The sequence below is a fragment of the Rhodanobacter sp. MP7CTX1 genome, from assembly GCF_014205795.1.
Taxonomy (GTDB): Bacteria; Pseudomonadota; Gammaproteobacteria; order Xanthomonadales; family Rhodanobacteraceae; genus Rhodanobacter.
Window position 1 is genome coordinate 27,458 of record NZ_JACHCN010000014.1, and the last position, 17,982, is coordinate 45,439.

Annotated in this window: 13 protein-coding genes; 7 read left to right on the top strand and 6 right to left on the bottom strand. The window is 63.0% G+C overall.

Annotated features, from left to right (window positions below):
• Positions 1-37: 37 nt before the first annotated feature.
• On the bottom strand, positions 38-1,504 hold the full coding sequence (locus HDE77_RS15725) for an ATP-binding protein (protein WP_184418826.1): 1,467 nt from the start codon (positions 1,502-1,504) through the stop codon (positions 38-40).
• Positions 1,505-1,747: 243 nt separating this feature from the next.
• On the opposite strand from HDE77_RS15725, the gene HDE77_RS15730 reads away from it, so the two are divergent.
• The 7 genes from HDE77_RS15730 to HDE77_RS15760 all read left to right on the top strand — a co-directional run bounded on the left by HDE77_RS15730 (position 1,748) and on the right by HDE77_RS15760 (position 12,435).
• Positions 1,748-5,380 carry an ESPR-type extended signal peptide-containing protein gene (locus tag HDE77_RS15730; RefSeq protein ID WP_184418828.1) on the top strand — a complete coding sequence of 1,211 codons (3,633 nt, stop codon included), beginning with the start codon at positions 1,748-1,750 and terminating at the stop codon, positions 5,378-5,380.
• 67 nt (positions 5,381-5,447) lie between these two features.
• Positions 5,448-7,424, top strand: coding sequence for a S8 family serine peptidase (locus HDE77_RS15735; RefSeq protein WP_184418830.1), 1,977 nt, complete (start codon positions 5,448-5,450; stop codon positions 7,422-7,424).
• Between the two features lie 270 nt (positions 7,425-7,694).
• A complete protein-coding gene (ttcA, locus tag HDE77_RS15740; protein WP_184418832.1) occupies positions 7,695-8,561 on the top strand; it encodes a tRNA 2-thiocytidine(32) synthetase TtcA in 867 nt (288 codons plus the stop codon).
• A gap of 56 nt (positions 8,562-8,617) precedes the next feature.
• Entirely contained in the window at positions 8,618-9,820 is a 1,203-nt protein-coding gene (locus tag HDE77_RS15745) for an amino acid aminotransferase (protein WP_184418834.1), read from the top strand.
• A gap of 130 nt (positions 9,821-9,950) precedes the next feature.
• The gene (locus HDE77_RS15750; protein WP_184418836.1) at positions 9,951-10,868 is read left to right on the top strand and encodes a recombination-associated protein RdgC; all 918 of its coding nucleotides are present in this window, start codon (positions 9,951-9,953) and stop codon (positions 10,866-10,868) included.
• 149 nt (positions 10,869-11,017) lie between these two features.
• Entirely contained in the window at positions 11,018-11,788 is a 771-nt protein-coding gene (locus HDE77_RS15755) for a YgjP-like metallopeptidase domain-containing protein (RefSeq protein WP_184418839.1), read from the top strand.
• Positions 11,789-11,856: 68 nt separating this feature from the next.
• On the top strand, positions 11,857-12,435 hold the full coding sequence (locus HDE77_RS15760; protein ID WP_184418841.1) for an isoprenylcysteine carboxylmethyltransferase family protein: 579 nt from the start codon (positions 11,857-11,859) through the stop codon (positions 12,433-12,435).
• A gap of 57 nt (positions 12,436-12,492) precedes the next feature.
• Here the strand turns inward: HDE77_RS15760 and HDE77_RS15765 are convergent, their stop codons facing one another.
• The 5 genes from HDE77_RS15765 to pip all read right to left on the bottom strand — a co-directional run bounded on the left by HDE77_RS15765 (position 12,493) and on the right by pip (position 17,960).
• Complete coding sequence (locus tag HDE77_RS15765) at positions 12,493-13,080, bottom strand: sterol desaturase family protein (RefSeq protein WP_184418843.1); 588 nt, start codon at positions 13,078-13,080, stop codon at positions 12,493-12,495.
• Between the two features lie 162 nt (positions 13,081-13,242).
• A complete protein-coding gene (locus HDE77_RS15770) occupies positions 13,243-14,187 on the bottom strand; it encodes an alpha/beta fold hydrolase (protein ID WP_184418939.1) in 945 nt (314 codons plus the stop codon).
• Positions 14,188-14,363: 176 nt separating this feature from the next.
• Positions 14,364-16,220, bottom strand: a complete 1,857-nt coding sequence (locus HDE77_RS15775) for a M1 family metallopeptidase (RefSeq protein ID WP_184418845.1) — start codon at positions 16,218-16,220, stop codon at positions 14,364-14,366.
• A gap of 73 nt (positions 16,221-16,293) precedes the next feature.
• Positions 16,294-16,935: a glutathione S-transferase family protein gene (locus HDE77_RS15780; RefSeq protein WP_184418847.1), complete on the bottom strand. Its 642-nt coding sequence runs from the start codon at positions 16,933-16,935 to the stop codon at positions 16,294-16,296.
• Positions 16,936-17,009: 74 nt separating this feature from the next.
• Positions 17,010-17,960, bottom strand: a complete 951-nt coding sequence (gene pip, locus HDE77_RS15785; RefSeq protein WP_184418849.1) for a prolyl aminopeptidase — start codon at positions 17,958-17,960, stop codon at positions 17,010-17,012.
• Positions 17,961-17,982 lie beyond the last annotated feature (22 nt).

The window sequence follows — 17,982 nt, forward strand, 5'->3', positions numbered from 1 at the left end:
GCTGTTCTCTCCACTTGCTTGAGCGAAGGTCGCGAGGCTAGACGGATATGGCGTGTTGCTGCCGTGACGCGATGTACAACGGCACTCGAATCCTGAAACGGGTGCCCTTGCCGGGTGCACTGGTTATATCGATCGCACCGCCTGCCGCCTTGATCATGCTGGCGACGACCGCGAGCCCGAGCCCGGTTCCGCGTCCGAAAGGTTTGGTGGTGTAGAACGGTTCGAACACCTTGGCCTGGACTTCGGGGCTCATGCCCATACCGGTATCGACAAGGCTCAGCAGTAAAGTTGGTTCCGCTCCATCGCGCTCCGGGTCGCGCTCCATATCCTGTTCCAGAATCAGGCTGAAGCGGCCGCCGTCGGGCATCGCATCGCGCGCGTTCGCCGCAATATTGAGAATCATCAGCTCGAATTGGCCGCGATCCAGACGTATCGGCATATCGTGGGCGCGCAACACGATATCGAGCTGAATGTAGGAGCCAAGCAGCTGGCGCAGCATCGGTTCGAGCTCGGCGAGTGCACCGGCTGCATCGAATACCTGGGTGTGACTCGAATCCTGTCGACTGAAATTGAGCAGTTTTCGACTGATCGCCAGCGCGCGCAGCGCAGCTAGCTCGACGCCTTCGAGCGCGTCAAGCAGAGCTGGCGTACCGCGATCGGCGAGCTGTTCGCGTTGCGACGCGTAGCCAAGTACGACATTCAGCACATTGTCGAAATCGTGTGCAACGCCGCTGGCGGCGCGACCGATGGCATCCAGTTTCTGGGAGTGGATCAGCTGGTGCTGGGTGCGCTCGCGCTCCTCCATTTCGGTCTTCAGGAGTTCGTTGGTTCGAGCCAGCACCCTGGTGTGCTGCAGTGCCTCGGCCAGCATCGTTCGCAGCGCACGAGTCGTGTAGTCAATGGCGAAGCTGATCAACAGGTAGGCCACAGCCAGCATCGGCAGTGTGTGAAACGCGTCCCCGAAGCTCAGTCTCGGTCCGGGCAACCATAGGGCATCGGCCAGTTGTCCCAATACAAATGAGCCCATCACGGCCGCAAAGACGGCCCAAGGCGTGCGGCGACCCAGCACGATGCCGCCGATCGCCAGCAATAGTGTTGCCGAAGGGTCGGGCGGCGCGTGGCGATAACCCGTGGTGGCGTAGTTCGCAGCGAGCGACAACAGGCAGATGCACAGAAAGATCTGAATGCCCGTGTTGAAGTGTCCGCGACGGACTACCACGACGCCGATCCACGCAGCCAGTGCGACCGCAATGTCGGTGGCGAGATCGGTTATCGCATCCAGCGTCCAGCTTTCGGGTAACCCGACCGATGGCTCGGCGGCCATGTAGTAAAGGCGCCCGAGCACGATCGACAGGCCGAACGCGATCATGAGTACTTGAATAAAACGCGCGTTGAGGCGGTCGATCGGACTGTTCGTCGGAGTCCTGTCAAGCCAATCCCGCACCGCGCGAACTCCCGGAATCGTCACCGGATTGTCCTCGGAAACTGCGACCTGCCAGACCATTTTTCTCTGCCTGTCTGGCGTGAGCAAGCGTGAGTTTCGTGAGCCCGGAAAGCTGGGTGTGAGCCGTGTGAAAACGTGCGTGACTTCACATTCAGCGTCGCCGAATCTCGAGGTGGATTACACATGGGGACGTCCTTCGGGCGTCCCTTTCATTGGGCACCTTTAGGCATGCGTTGGCAGTCCGTTGTGAATTGCACCGCGGGGAGCGGGAGCATCGCCGAAGGCTATTTGGGGAGAGTTCTGTTGAACACAATTTACAGCAAAGTCTGGAACCACGCGCTCGGCGCCGTGGTGGTTGCTTCCGAGCACGCCCGTTCGGCGGGTAAGGGACGCAATAGCACGGTACGTAAAGCCGTTTTTGCAGCCCTGATGGGTGGTTTCGCGCTGGCGCCGCTGAGCGCCATGGCCTGCGGCACGGCGCTTCCGGGTATCAGTCTTGCCGATACGACGGATTCGCTGACCTGCACCACCACGATGACGCAAGGCATCCAGGCGGTCACGCCGCCAACGATCACCACCTCTGCGGGCACGGGGATCAGTGAGGGCGCGGGCTACCTCACGATTTCGGCACCCAACGGCAACGCGCCGATCTTTGCAGCGGTGGGCGGCTATAGCGACGTGGCAGCCGGTTCCGGCGCCAATACCTTCGGTAGCTACAGCGTCGCCATGGGTACGAACTCCCTGGCGCAGGCTGACAACAGCACGGCTTTGGGTTACAGCTCGAACGCCATGGGCAATGCAAGCGTGGCTCTCGGCTCCAGCGCGACTTCCGCGGGTGCCAACAGCACGGCTCTGGGCGCGAGCGCGAATGCGGCGACCGATACCAGCTTGGCCGTGGGTGAAGGCGCACAGGCGACGGGCGCGGCGGCGATGGCGGTGGGTACCGCATCGACCGCCAGCAGCACCAACAGCATTGCGCTGGGTCAGGGCGCGCAGTCAACAAGCAACTACGCCATAGCGATCGGTAGTGCGAACTCCGCGGGTCTCATCACAACGGCCAGTGGCTCCAACAGCATTGCGCTTGGTGACGGCGCGCAGGCAACCTCCAGCAACGCCATGTCCCTAGGCTCCGGTTCGTCGGTGACAGGCTCCAGCGGTGTTGCAATCGGCGTCAACGCGGTGGATACCAAGGTCTCCAACGGTGTGGCGATCGGTCCCAACGCAGCGCTCGTGTCGGGCCCCGGTGGCTGGCTGGGCCTTACCAACGACACCGCCGTCGGCAACGGCGCCCTGTCGTCAGGCGCTACACAGTCCACGGCGATCGGTGCCAGCTCCGTCGTCGGCGATTTGACCAACAACACCAGGATCGCCCAGGCCACCGCTGTGGGCTACTCCGCTTTTGCAACTGCCAGCGACACCACGGCGCTTGGTGCCGGAACGCAGGCCACCGCGCAGTTCGCAGTGGCGATGGGTTACGGCGCGGTCGCGTCCGGCGTCTCTTCGCTGGCGATTGGCAACGGTTCGATCTCTCCGGGCGCTGGCTCTACGTCGATTGGCAACAATTCCAAGACCTACGGCGTCAACAGCATTGCCATCGCTGCTGGCGGCGGCGCGGGATCGGTGGGAGGAGCTCTTACCGACGTAGGTGCAGATAACGCAGTGGTGATCGGCTTCGACGCCGAGGCCAAGCAAACCACGGGATCCGGCGGATCCGTCCAGAACGCGATAGGGTCGGTCGTCGTTGGCGCCAACGCTATCTCCTACGGTGGTTCGTACGGCGTTGCCGTTGGCTATGGCGCCGGTGTTGCCCAAGGCAGCGTGGACGCCATCGGCATTGGTCATGGAGCGGTCGGTTACGGCGACGGCGCCATCGGCATTGGCGCAGACTCGTTTGCGATCGGTCCGGGCTCGATTGCCATCGGTAGCAGCTACTCCGAATTTGGAACCGGTGGTCTCGCGCCGCAGACCGCGGGCACCGAGGCTATCGCGATTGGCTCGACCTCCCATGCGTTCAGCGACTACAGCGTCGCGCTAGGTTCGGGGGCCTTTGCCAGCGGCTCCGAATTGTTAGGCGGCGATCCAACGGCCGGATCGATCGCCATCGGCTACAAGGCGACGGCGGACGGTGACGGCAGCATGGCTCTCGGCCGCAATGCCGTCGCCAATGGTCAGCTCAACACCACCATGACCAACGCCACGGCCGTCGGCGTCAACAGTGTGGCCTGGGGTACGGACTCGGTGGCGCTCGGCAACCATGCCATTGCGGCCAGTACGAGTGACGAAGCACTCGGCACCAACGCTTGGGCCGGTGGTGGTTTTGGCGGCACGCGCAACATGGCGATCGGCAATGGCGCCATCGCCGGCAACCCGAACGACGGCGACGTCGATGGAACCCAGCCCAACCTGGACATCAGCGACTCCATCGCCATCGGTGCCGCATCGAGTGCCAGTGCGAATCAGGCGCAGGCGATGGGTATCAGCGCGATTGCCGCCGGCCAGCAGAGCTTGTCAACGGGCTTCCAGGCTGACGCCGAGGGTGATTATTCGACCGCCGTAGGCTCCAGCAGCTACGCCTTGGGCGTGGGTGATACGGCTATCGGTAGCGGAGCGGCTGCATTGGGCACAAACGGCATGGGTACGGCCATTGGCTATGGTGCGACCGTACTGGGGCAGAACGCGGTCGCGCTCGGTGCTAACTCCATTGCCGATCGGGATAACTCGGTGTCTGTGGGTGCGGTGGGTGCCGAACGGCAGATCACCAACGTTGCCCCCGGTACGCAGGCTACCGATGCTGTCAATTTTAGTCAGCTCAATTCAGCGGTTGTATCCGGTGTTGGCCAAGCCACCGCGCTGGCAGTGAACTATGACGCTGCCGACATGAGCAGCATCACGCTGGCTGGCGCCAGCGGCACGGTAATCCATGGCGTCGCCGCGGGTGTCCAGGGAAGCGACGCGGTGAACATGAACCAGCTCACCACCCTGAGCAACCTGGAGAGTCAGGACTTCCAGCAGATCAACCTCCTAAATACCCAGATGACTACCGTCCAGGGTGAAATCAGCACGTTGCAGCAGACCCCTTCGGGTGGTGCTGGCATGCCGAGCACGATTGCAGTGGATGGCACTGGCAGTGCTTCGGTCGTCACCGGTTCGGGTGGCGTAGCGATGGGCACCAATGCCAAGGCCGGCGGCACCAACGGCACAGCGGTCGGCGGCAACAGCTTTGCGGCCGGCCCGAACGACACGGCACTGGGCGGCAATGCCCAGGTGAATGCGGACGGCAGCACGGCGGTGGGTGCGAACACCACCATCGCCGCGGCGGCGACGAACGCCGTGGCGGTGGGCGAGAGTGCGTCGGTGACGGCGGCTTCGGGCACGGCCATCGGCCAGGGCGCTTCGGTGACTGCGGCCAATGCGGTGGCTCTGGGTCAGGGTTCGGTGGCCAACGTGGCCAATACGGTCTCGGTCGGTACGGCCACCAACCAGCGCCAGATCACCAACGTTGCGGCCGGTGTGCAGGCGACTGACGCGGCCAACGTCAGCCAGGTCAATGCGGCGCTGGCTACCGCCAAGACCTATACCGATGCGAGCGCGCAGCAGACGCTTCAGGCAGCCAACGCCTATACCAACTCGGTCATAGGCAATCAGCAGTCCATCTCCAACCTGCAAGCCCAGATGAATGACCAGTTCAGTCAGGTCAATCAGCGTCTGGATCGCGTGGGTGCAATGGGCGCGGCGATGTCGCAGATGACGGCCAACACGTCGGGCCTTGCCGGTGACAACCGCGTGGGCTTCGGTGCCGGCAACTACAACGGTCAGGGTGCGTTCTCGGTGGGCTACCAGCGTGCGTTCGACTCGAATCGAGCGAGCGTGTCCATCGGTGCGTCGGTATCCGGTTCCGAATCTTCGGTCGGCGTCGGCGGCGGCATCAGCTGGTAAGGCGAGAGCGGGGCGCAATGCGCCCCGCCTCCACACCACACGCATTTAATTTTTGGGGATCTAAATCATGAATCGTTTGACCATGCTTCACCTCGCTGCGCTTACCGCAGCGATTGGCATCCCGTCGGCACACGCTGCCAATTTTTCGATATCGCCAAATGTCATCGGCGTTATTAACGCGCGCACCATGCAGGACAGCGGCCAGTACGACCGCTTCATCGTCACCTATCGCAACGGCAGCACGGAGCGTGCGAATTCGCAGGTTGCCGCGCAGACCATGCTGGTTGCGGCCTCCCGTGCGAAACTTTATGCCACGGCAAATACGACGTCGGGCGTTGCGCTCGGCGTGACCTGGAGGCGCAAGCTGGCAGTGGGTGCCGACCTGTTGAGCACGAGCCGCAAGCTCAGCAAAACCGAAGCAACCACACTGATGCAGCAGATCGCCACTGACCCTTCGGTAGCACATGTCGAAGCCGACGTGATGATGCATGCGGTGAAGGATTTCGCTCAGGCAGCCATCAAGCCTGCCGCCGCCAGCCCGGGCGGCAGCACGCCAAACGACCCGCTGAATGTCACCAATCATCTTCAGTGGCACATGCAGCCCGGCAATGGCGCCATGACGACAGTGGGTCGTGACACGACCGCCTATCCGAACTGGGGTGGCAACAACGCCTCCACGGCATGGGCAAGCTATGACGGCACCGGCGTTACCGTGGCGGTGATCGATACCGGCGTCACGCACCATGGCGATCTCAATGAGGGGTTGACCGGTGCCGGCTATGACGTGATCACCGATGCGCTGACGTCCGGACGTGCCGTCGACGGACGCGTACCCGGTGGTTGGGATACCGGCGACTGGACCACGGGCGCGGCCTATTCAAGCTGCAACGGGGGTTCGCCTGAAGCCAGCAGCTGGCACGGCACCCATGTGTTCGGCAATATCGCGGCGGTCAACAGCAACGGTGTCGGCGTCGATGGCATTGCAACGAATGCTGCGGTGGTGCCGATCCGGGCACTGGGCCATTGCGGTGGCGCCACCTCCGATATCGCCGACGCCATCGAATGGGCTTCCGGCGGTACGGTGCCGGGCATCCCGACGAATCCGAATCCCGCCCAGGTCATCAGCATGAGTCTCGGCGGTGCCGGGTCATGCAGTAGCGATGATGTCACCAGCACAGCGATCAACGATGCCATTTCGCGTGGCGTCACGGTGGTGGTGGCCGCGGGTAACGACGGGCAAGACGTAGCGAACGCTTCACCGGCCAGCTGCCCGGGCGTGATCGCGGTGGCCTCGGTGGGCATCACCGGCAAGCGCGCGTTCTATTCCAACTACGGCAACGGCGTCACCATCGCTTCTCCGGGTGGTGGCATTTATCCCAACGATGCCAGCAGTGGCACCACCACGCCTGATTCAGGCTTCGTCTGGTCGACGGTCAATGACGGTGCGACCACGGAAGATCAGACCGCCAATGGCCCGACCTATGGCGGCATGGCTGGTACCTCGCAGGCGACACCGCACGTCACGGGTGTCGTTGCACTGATGATCGAGGCTGTCAAAGAAGCCGGACACGCCACGCTTACCCCCGCACAGATAAGCCAGGCGTTGACCAATTCGGCACGCAGCTTCCCGGCAGCGCCTGATCACACCATCGGTGCCGGCATCGTGGACGCCAATGCGGCGATCCAGGCGGCCATCAACATCGACAACATTGCCCCCTCCATCCCGCTCACCAGCGGCGTCGCGGCGACCGCGGCTGGCAGCGCGGGCGGATCGAACCTGTACAGCGTCAGCGTGCCGGCCGGTGCAACCAACCTGACGATGCGCACGCTGGGCGGTACCGGTGATGTATCGCTCTACGTCAAGCGCGGCAACCCGCCGGGCTCCAGCGGTGCCGGTGCCGACTTCAGCTCGGTCAAGCCGAACACCAACAACGAGACGGTAGTCGAAACGGCGCCCGCCGGAGGCGTCTACTACATGCTCGTCACCGGCGGCACGAAGAACTTTGCCGGGGTGCAGGTGCTGGCCAACTTCGTCACGCACTGAGCCTTGCATGCAGCGGTGCGGTGATATCGCACCGCTGTGACAGGGAAAGGCTCGGATGATGGCTAGGCGAGAGCGTTTCCTGGCCCAGTCCCATGCCAGTTGATGGGGTGCGCTTGGTCAGAGCCAAAGCAAAACCAAGCCCGGGCGAGGTTCCTTCCTCGCCCGGGCTTTTTGTTGTCTCGATTCGTGCTTCACGCGTTCGGGCTTCGGCGCCGGAAGCGCGCCGGCCAGCCAGCTACAATAACCTTCCTATCTGTCTGATTCGCCGTCATGTCCGCCCAGCCCGACCCCCACCACATGCCAGCCGCCGAGGCCGACAAACTGGCCAAGCGCCTGCGGCATCAGGTGGGGCAGGCGATTGGCGATTTCGGCATGATCGAGGACGGCGACAAGGTGATGGTGTGCCTGTCTGGGGGCAAGGACTCGTACACCATGCTGGATATCCTGCTGCAATTGCAGGCGAAGGCGCCGGTGCGCTTCGAGCTGATCGCGGTGAACCTGGACCAGAAGCAGCCGGATTACCCTGAGCATGTGCTGCCGGATTACCTGACCGCGCGCGGCGTGCCGTTCCACATCATCGAGCAGGACACCTACAGCACGGTGACGCGGGTGATCCCCGCAGGCAAGACCATGTGCAGCCTTTGTTCCAGGCTGCGTCGTGGTGCGCTGTACCACTGGGCGGCGGCCAACGGCATCACGAAGATTGCGCTGGGTCATCATCGCGACGACATTCTCGCCACGTTTTTCCTCAACTTGTTTTACCAGGCGCAGCTGAAGGCGATGCCGCCGAAGCTGCGCTCCGACGATGGCCGCCATGTGGTGATCCGGCCGCTGGCGTATTGCAAGGAGGCCGACATCGCCGACTATGCCTCGCTCAAGCAATTCCCGATCATCCCGTGCAACCTTTGCGGCTCGCAGGACAACCTGCAGCGCAAGGCGGTGCAGCGAATGCTGGCCGAGTGGGAGCAGGTGCAGCCCGGTCGCAGCGAGAACATCTTCCGCGCGCTGGGCAATGTGTCACCCTCGCAGCTGGCCGATCGCGAGCTGTTCGATTTTGCCGCGCTGGGTGCTAGCCCTACTGCGGCTGCCGCATGGCCCCTGGGCGCAGCGGATGAGACGGCGACAACGCATACTTGAATACTTCGGTATCTTTGCAGCCTTGTATTTCCACCCCACCTAGTCGAGTAGCCACCGTGTCCTTCTTTGCATCCGTTGAAATGGCTCCGGGCGATCCGATCCTGGGCCTGACCGAGACCTATCTGGCCGACAGCCGCCCCGGCAAGATCAATCTGGGCGTGGGCATCTATGTCGACGAGCAGGGTCGCATCCCACTTCTGCCGACGGTGCATGAAGTGGAGCAGGCGCTGGTGGCCGCGGGAAAGCCGCGCGGTTATCTGCCGATCGACGGCCTGCCGGCCTATACGAAACTCACTCAGCAGCTGTTGTTTGGTGCCGAGTCGCCACTGCTGGCGGCCGGACGGGTGGCGACTACGCAGACCATCGGCGGCAGCGCGGCGTTGCGTGTGGCGGCCGACCTGCTCAAGCAGGTTGCCGGGGCGGGCGCGAAGATCGCGATCAGCAACCCGAGCTGGGGCAACCACCATGTGGTGTTTCGCACTGCTGGTTTCGAGTTGCTCGAGTATCGCTACTACGACCCGCAAAGCCACGGCCTGGATTTCGCCGGCATGCTTGAGGATCTGGGTAAGCTGGAACCCGGCACGGTGGTGTTGCTGCATGCGTGCTGCCACAACCCGACCGGCGTCGATCTCGATGAGGCGCAATGGCAGCAGGTGATCGCGCTGATGCAGGAGCGCCGGCTGTTGCCGTTTATCGACATCGCCTATCAGGGTTTCGACAAGGGCATCGACAAGGATGCCACCGCCGTGCGCATGCTGGCGGCGTCGGGTACCGAGGCGTTCGTGGTGGCCAATTCGTATTCCAAGTCGTTCTCGCTGTATGGCGAGCGGGTCGGTGCGCTGTCGATGATAGGTGCGGATCGTGATGAAGCCGCGCGATTGCTGTCGAAGATCAAGCAGACCATCCGCGCAAACTACTCCAGCCCGTCCGCCCATGGCGCAAGCCTGGTGGCCGGCGTACTGGGCAGTCCCGAGCTGCGCGTGCGCTGGGAGCACGAACTGGGCGAGATGCGCTCGCGCATCCACACGATGCGCGCGGGTCTGGTCGACAAGTTGGCCGCCCTTGGCGCGCCGGATTTCGGTTTCATCAACAAGCAGGCCGGCATGTTTTCCTACTCGGGCCTGAGCAAGGCGCAGGTGCACCGGCTGCGCGACGAATACGCGATCTACGCGCTGGATACCGGGCGCATCTGCGTCGCTGCACTGAATCACGCCAACCTCGATACCGTGGCGGCTGCGGTGGCCGCGGTCTCACGCTGAAACAACGAAGCCGTCATTCCGGCGCTGGCCGGAATCCAGTGCGCTGGTGCCGCCCGCGTCACCACTGGATCCCGGCCAGCGCCGGGATGACGGCAGTCTTCCTTCTAGCTTGTCTTGCATCGGATCTTGAATGTTTTTTCGCAATCTCACGCTGTTCCGTTTTTCCCCCGCCGTTGCCACCGATCTGAAGCGTCTCGATGAGGCCCTGGCCGAGCATCGCCTGCGCCCCTGTGGTCCGCTGGAGATGTTCACCAAGGGTTTCGTGCCGCCACTCGGGCGTGGCGAAGAAGAGCCGCTCACGCACACCGTGAAACACTGCACCCTGCTCACCGTGGGCGGCGAAGATAAATTGCTGCCGGCACAGGTGATCAACGAAGAACTGCATCGCAAGGTGCAGAAAATCGCCGAAGAGGAAGGCCGCAAGGTCGGTGGTCGCGAGCGCAAGCGGATCAAGGAGGATCTGCTGACCGAGCTGCTGCCACGTGCGTTTGTGCGCAACTCGCGGATGTCCGCCTATGTCGACACGAAGCACGGTTGGCTGGTGCTGGACACCTCCAGCCGCAAGTCGGCCGAGAACGCGCTGACCCAGGTCCGCGAGGCTCTGGGCAGCTTCCCGGCGGTGCCGCTGGCGCCCGAAGAAGGTCCGCGCGTATTGATGACCGACTGGCTCGCCACCGGCAACCTGCCGGCCGGCCTGACCCTCGGCGACGAGTGCGAGCTGCGCGATCCGGCCACGGCTACCGGCGCGATCGCCCGCTGCCGCCGGCAGGATCTGGATGCCGAGGAAGTGAAGGAGCATCTGCGCAACGGCAAGCAGGTTTTCCTGCTCGGGCTGACGTTCGACGACCGCATCAGCTTCGTGCTGGGCGAGGACCTGATCATCCGCAAGCTGAAATTCCTGGATGTCGTCATGGACGAACTGGGCGACAGCCAGCAGGACGCCCGGGCCGAGCTGGATGCCAGCTTTGCCCTGCTGACGCTGGAACTGGAGCGGTTGCTGGGCAAACTGGAGGAATGGTTTGGCTTGCCGCGTCCTGCCGATAGCTAAATGCCTGCTCATGAGTAGGCTCTCCCGCCGCTGAACGAAAAATCCACACCATCGCGGTAGCCGGAGCGGCATACTGAGCGTCCGGTCGCTTGCGGGCGGTTCGGATCCCCCTCTTCTACAGAACAGGCCGAGGTGCTACGGGCAGGGTCATGGCGCAACATCTGGAAGGCGATTGGCTGGAACTGGCGACGATCAGCGGCAACACCATCATGGTGCTGAAAGCCGCCCACCCGCGCGCGCGCCGACTGCGCCTCACCGTTACGGCCAAGGGTGCACGGGTGTCTTATCCCCAAGGTACCCATCCGGCCCAGGTCAACGCGTTTCTGCGCAGCCATGCCGAATGGCTGGAGCAGAAGCTCGACGAGCTGAACCTGATCTTGAAGCCGCTGCCGCCGTTGCGCGTGGGTTATTCCACCGACATTCCGCTGCGCGGCGAGACGGTGACGCTGGACTGGGCCGAAGGCCCTTACCCGCGCATCGAGCCAGGCGACGTGGGTCTGACCCTCGTCATCCCGCGCCCGCATTCGCGCGCGCTGCCGATCGCCCGCGGCCTGCTCGCCTCGCATCTGGAAGCAATGATGCGCCGCGATGTCTCACGGTGGCTGGCCGGATATGTACCGCAGCTGGGGCTGGCGCCGACCGCGCTGAAAATTCGCCCGATGAAAAGCCTGTGGGGCAGTCTGGATACGCGCGACCGCATCAACCTCGATCTCGCCCTCGCGCTGGCTCCGCCGGCCGCTTTGCGCTACGTGCTCGTGCACGAGTTGTGTCACCTCAAAGTGCGTAGCCACGCGCCGCGCTTCTGGGCGCAGGTCGAAAATCTTTTTCCCGACTGGCGCGAACAGCGTGACTGGCTGCGTTTGAACGGCGCCACGCTGAAGGCGGAACTGGATCGGCTGGTCGGCGACGTCGCTGATTGAGCGGCTTCGCAAGGGACGCTTGAGGCTGGTCGGCGATATCATCCGGTATCGCTCATGGGGACCGCGACATGCACATTCCATTCGAGGCCATCGCCGTGGGTGCGTGGCTGGCATGGCTGCTGTACTGGGCCTGGAGCGCACGTGGCGTGAAACCGGCCACGCGTGTGGAATCGCCGCTGTCCCGCTTTGGCAAGTACTCGTTGCCGATTCTCGCGGCGATCGTGCTGCTGCAGCCGCTTGGAATGTATTCGGGCACCGTGCTGGATCGAAGCTTCGTACCGTCGTCGCTGTGGATCGTCTGGCTGGGGCTGCTGATGACCATCGCCGGCCTGCTGTTTGCCTGCTGGGCGCGCGCGATCCTCGGTCGCAACTGGAGCGGCGTGGTGCAGCTCAAGCAGGATCACGAACTGATCGAGGCGGGCCCGTATCGTTACGTGCGGCACCCGATCTATAGCGGCCTGCTGCTGGCATTTCTCGGTACGGCATTGATGATCGGCGAATGGCGCGCGCTGCTCGCGGTGGCGATCTTTGCGGTTTCGTTCTGGCGCAAGCTACGGCTGGAGGAGCGCTGGCTTGGCGAATACTTCGGCGATGCCTACGCCGACTACATGCGGCGGGTAAAGGCGCTGGTGCCCGGGCTGCTCTGACGTTTGATCACGAGCCTCTCGCATCGAGGGGATCCGCCAGCCACCCGTCAGCTGAATTCAGATGTCTCTGGGCTGCCTTACATACCGCGTGCCCAGCAGCACGTCCCATAGCGGCGTGGTGACGCCGAAGTTGCTGTCCGGATGGTAGTGGTGCACGTGGTGGGCGCCGGCCCAGCGTCGCAGCACCGGGTGCTTGAAGCGGACATGGTGGATGGTGAAGTGGCTCAGTCCGTAGGCGATGTAACCCAAAGTCACCGAACCCATCATCAAAAGTGCAAATCCGGTGGGTAGGATCAACACGACCAGGCCGGTCAGCACAAGCAGCACTGCCCCCGGCAGGAAGAACGGCAAGGAGTCGTAGCCGAGCGGGCGCTCGTGGTGCATGCGATGGCCCTGGGCGAACAGCGGTATCCGCGTGTGGAACATCCAGCGATGGAAGAAATACTCGACGAAGCTGAAGGCAAACAGCCCCAGCGCGACGGCCAGCACTGCTGACAGCGGGCCGCCAGTGTGCAGTCGCCAGCCTTCGGCGACAAGCAGGAGGCAGAGCGTCAGATCCACGCCGACCTCAACCCAATAGTTGGTCGGTGTAGACGACATACGCACAATGGAATCCACACCTGCGCGCACGAGGTTTCGCTTCATCGGTCGCTGCATAGTTCCATCTTCTTCCAAGAAAACCGGCCTATCTTCGGGCTCATGCCTTCATTGTACATGTTGCCCCAAAATCGCAATGATGTTGATCAGCCAGCTGACTCGCAGTTAACCGACCCGAATGCAAGGGCGGTCCGGTTGTACCGACCCGGCTCAGTGCGCGAGCGCGAATCCGGTGAGGATCTGCACGGTTTCAGCGGGTTTCTCCAACATCGGCATGTGGTTGCAGTCGTTGATCGTGCTGGTGCTGATGGCGCTGGCATGGGTCAGACCGTTGCGCAGGCTGTCCAGGGCGGAGATATCGACAATCTTGTCGTCGCGGCACCACAGGCCGAGTACCGGCATGTCGAGCTGGCCCAGGCGGTTCTGCAGCGCGAGGTACTGCGACGGGTCGCGCAGCTCGTTGAACGTGTGCTCGATGAACGCTCGGTCCGCCTGATTGCGCTTGATCAGCACATCGACAAAGCGCCCGGGCAGGTTGAGCGGCTTTTCAAACGCCAGCGCTGTGGCGCGGGCAAAGCCGGCGCGGTCGTCAAACACGAACGGGTCCTTGCCGGCCATCGACTCGCGGGCAAACGCGTTTTCCTGATACTTCAGGCCAAACGAATCGATCAACGCCAGTCCGGTGACATGCTCCGGATGTTCGGTCGCGTAGACGCCAGCAACCGCGCCGCCCAGTGAATGGCCGACCAGCAGGAAACGTTGCAGCCCCAGGGTCTGTACGAACGATTCAAGTCGCGCGGCCTGGGCATCGACGTTGTAACTGGCATCGGGCTCGCGTGAGGACTCGCCCCAGCCGGGCAGGTCGGGAATGATCAGGTGAAAGTGAGGGGTCAGCAGCTTGGCCGTCTCCAGCCACACTTCCTTGTTGGCGGCGAAGCCGTGCAGCAACACGATGGTCGGGCCAGTGCCGCCTTCGTAGTAGACCCAGTTCGTATCGCCGGCCTGCACCGAGTGCTTGTCCAGATTCGCTGCCATCGCCTGGCGCATGTAGTTCGCACGCATCAGCCACTGCGGCGCGAACAGGTAACTGCCGCCAAACACGATGACAAAAATCGAGAGAAGCCAGGCCAGGAATTTCAGCCGGCGCAGCAGCATGCGTTTCCAGAGCGGGATGTTGGTGGCACTTGCTGATGGCGGCATGATTGTTTTTTTGGAATTCATCGGCTTTGGTCGGATTTGCTCCCTCCCCTGCATGCCCCGAAGCAGGGACTACTGCGGTCGCAGGGAAGGGTTGGGGAGGGGTGCTCCTTGCGCGAAACACCATGAGCAACTCAATTTTCGATCTTGTGCGCCTTGGCAAAAATGGCTTCCACCGCTTGCTGAGTCAGCGGGTGGTAGCCCGGTTTGGCCGTGGCATAGACCTTCTCGGCATACGTCAGACCTTCCGGGGTCGTCGCCAGTGCCTGGTAAAGCGGCAGTGTGAGGTAAAGCCGGCCGATGCGGGTCATATGATCGGCGGCGGCCGGCCACACGGCCTTGTCACCGGCAGCGATCGCATGGGTATACCAGCGCATGCCGATCTCGGCGTTCGGGGTGCCGGTGAGATGCCAGGCCGAGTCGATCTGCTGAATTTTGGCCAGTGGCGTGACGTCGGGCAGCCGGTTGAGGAAGTACATCCACTCCTGCGTATTCCAGCCCTTCGCATCGAGCTTGTCGGCAGACAGCTTTCCGTCGAGGAACGCACTGCGCTCCTGGTCGATTTTGTCGAAGCGTGGCGAGTCCGGCAGCGGTGCGTTCTTCGGGATGCCTGTGCCGTAGACCCAATCCTTGACCTCGGCCAGGTTCATCTTGCCGGGATACTTGTCGATCAGGTTCGGTTTCATGTAGTCGAGCATCTGCTCGGTGGTGATGCTCTGGAACGCGAAGTGGTTGAAGTAACCCTTGAGGTAGTCGTCGAATGCCGCGCGGCCGAAGCGCTGCTCCAGCGTGCGCAGGAACCACGAGCCCTTGCTATAGGCAACGTCGGACAACGAATCATCAGCATTGATGCCGCGTGGATCCGGTGCCAGCTTCTGCGAATTGGCCGGCATCTTGCCGATTTCCTTCTGCAGCGCGCGGGCGTCCAGCAGCGCTTCCTCGTCGGCCTGAGATTTGCCGTACAAGGCCTCGGTGATGCGACCCTGCACGTACGTTGTGACGCCTTCGTTGAGCCAGATGTCACGCCAGGAAGCGGCGGTGATCAGGTTGCCGGACCATGAATGCGCCAGCTCATGCGCAACCAGTGAAACCAGACTCTTGTCGCCCACGAGCACGGTCGGCGTGGCGAACGTCATGTTCGGGTTTTCCATGCCGCCATACGGAAAGCTCGCCGGCAGCACCAGAATGTCGTAACGACCCCAGCGGTACGGACCGTACAGCTGCTCGGTGGTGGCGATCATTTTCTCGGTGTCTTCAAACTCGTGCGCGGCCTTGCCGACGACCGAGGGTTCGGCATAGATGGCCGAGCGCGGGCCTGTTTCCTTCACCGCGATATCGCCGGCCCCGATGGCCAGCAAGTAGGACGGAATCGGATGCGGCTGGTCGAACGTGTAGTTGCCATTCAAGGGGTGATTGGCGTCGTTGAGCGCGCTCATCACCACCCGCACATCCTTCGGCGAGCTGACATGCGCGGTGTAGGTGAAGCGGATGGCGGGTGAATCCTGCAACGGCACCCATGAGCGCGCGTGGATCGACTCGGACTGCGAGAACATGAAGGGCAGCTTCTTGTCCGCGGTCTGCTCCGGCGTGAGCCATTGCAGACCGGACGCATCCGGCGAGGTGACGTAGACGATGCGCACCTGTGCCGGGTGCGTCGGCGCGGCAATTGTCAACTTGCTGCCCAGCTGTTTGTCGCGCGGCGCCAACACATAGTTCAACGGCGTGGTCTTGCCATCGGCGCCCAACGCCTCGATTTTTGCGATCTTCAGATCGCGCGTGTCCAGTACCAGCGAAGGCGCTTGTGGATTCTTCCAGTCCAGCTTCAGCGTGGCCTGACCATCCAGCTCCCGGTGTGGGAAGTCCAGCTTCAGATCCAGGTCGAGGTGGGTCACCTGCACCTGGTCGGGCTGCGCATAGGAATGCGGCTCGGCGGCATGGGCTGCCAACGGCAACAGCAGCGTGCCAAAGGTGAGGGCGGGCAGAAGGCGCATGGAGGGATCTCGGACCGGAAAACCCCGAGTATGCCACCCCCCCTGCCTGCACCGCCCGTGACAGAGGTAGGGGCTACGGCAACTCCTTGACTGAGTGCGGGTCGATCGCGTAGGGATGCATGGTGGCCAGAAAGCCGGGCTGGGCCTCGATTCTTGCGATCCAGGCGTGGAAATGCGGATACGGTTCCAGCGACAACCCGGCCTCTTCGGCGCGGCTGGCGTATGCGAATACCGCCATATCGGCGATTGTGTAGATGTCCCCGGCGAGGAATGGCCGCGTCGCCAGTTCACGTTCCAGGATGTCCAGCGTGCGGCGCGCCGCAGCACGCTTGCCCTCGATCATCTCGGTCGAGCGGTGCGGCAATTTGCCGGTCATCGTCCAGTAGCGCAGCGAGCCGATCACCGACTCCACTCGTTCCTGTTCGAAATGCAGCCATTGCTGCACCTTCGCGCGATCGAACGGATCGGCCGGCAAATACGTCGTGCCATCGGCGAGATACGCGAGGATCGCGTTCGATTCCGCCAGCGTGCACCCATCCTCGAGCTGGATCGCCGGCACGGCGCCGGTCGGGCTGATGCGCATGAACTCCGCGGTCTTGCCTTCACCCTCGAAGATGCTGATTGGCACCGTGCGATACGGCCGGCCCAGATGATTGAGCAACAGGCGCACTTTCCAGGCGTTCTGCGAAGGCAGGTAGTCGAACAGGGTCAGCATGGCAATACTTCCGTCGATGAGGGAAGGTCAGCCTAAAAGCCTGAGCGGGACACGGCCATCCGCTTCTTGTCACTTCAGCAGTAGCGATCGGCCAGCCGGTCGGTAGCCTGCACCAACACGTCGACGATCGCTGGTTCTGACGCGGCGTGGCCGGCCACCACGATATGGAAGTCCGCCTCGGGCCATGCGGTGTGTAGATCGACGGCGTTTTTGGCGGGGCAGATGATGTCGTAGCGGCCGTGCACGATGGTGGCGGGGATGTGGCGGATCTTCGCAACGTCGCGCAGCAACTGGTCGGGCTCGAGCCAGCATTGGTGGCGAAAATAATGTGCCTCGATGCGCGCCAGGCTCAGCGCGATTTCGGGCGAGGCAAAGCTTGCTTCGGTTTCCGGGCTTTCTTCCAGCGTGATGCTGCCTCCTTCCCACGCGCCCCAGGCCTGCGCAGCGGCGAGTCGTACCGCTTCATCGTCCGAGTTGAGCCGGCGCCAGTAAGCCTCCATCATCTCGCCGCGTTCCTCCGGGGGAATCGCGGCGGCGAAACGCTGCCATTTCTCCGGCAGGATCCGCGAGGCGCCGCCTTCCTCGTAGAACCAGCGAATCTCTTCGGGTCGGCACAGAAAGATGCCGCGCAGCACCAGCCCGAGCACGCGTTCGGGATGTGCCTGCGCGTAGGCGAGCGCCAAAGTGGAGCCCCACGACCCACCGAATACCACCCAGCGCTCGATGCCGAGTTTTTCCCGGATCGTTTCGATATCGGCGACGAGGTGCCAGGTGGTGTTGTCGGTGAGGTCGGCGAACGGCGTGGACTGCCCCGCGCCGCGCTGATCGAACAGCACGATGCGATAGCGCGCCGGATCGAAGAAGCGCCGATGATAGGTCGCCAACCCCGAGCCCGGACCGCCATGCAGAAAGATCACCGGCAGGCCAGCAGGATTGCCGCACTCTTCAATGCGCAGCGTGTGAATCGCATCGACGGCCATGCGGTGGGTCTGGTATGGGTCGATCTCGGGATACATCTCGCGCATGACGGTTGTCTCTAAAGGCAAT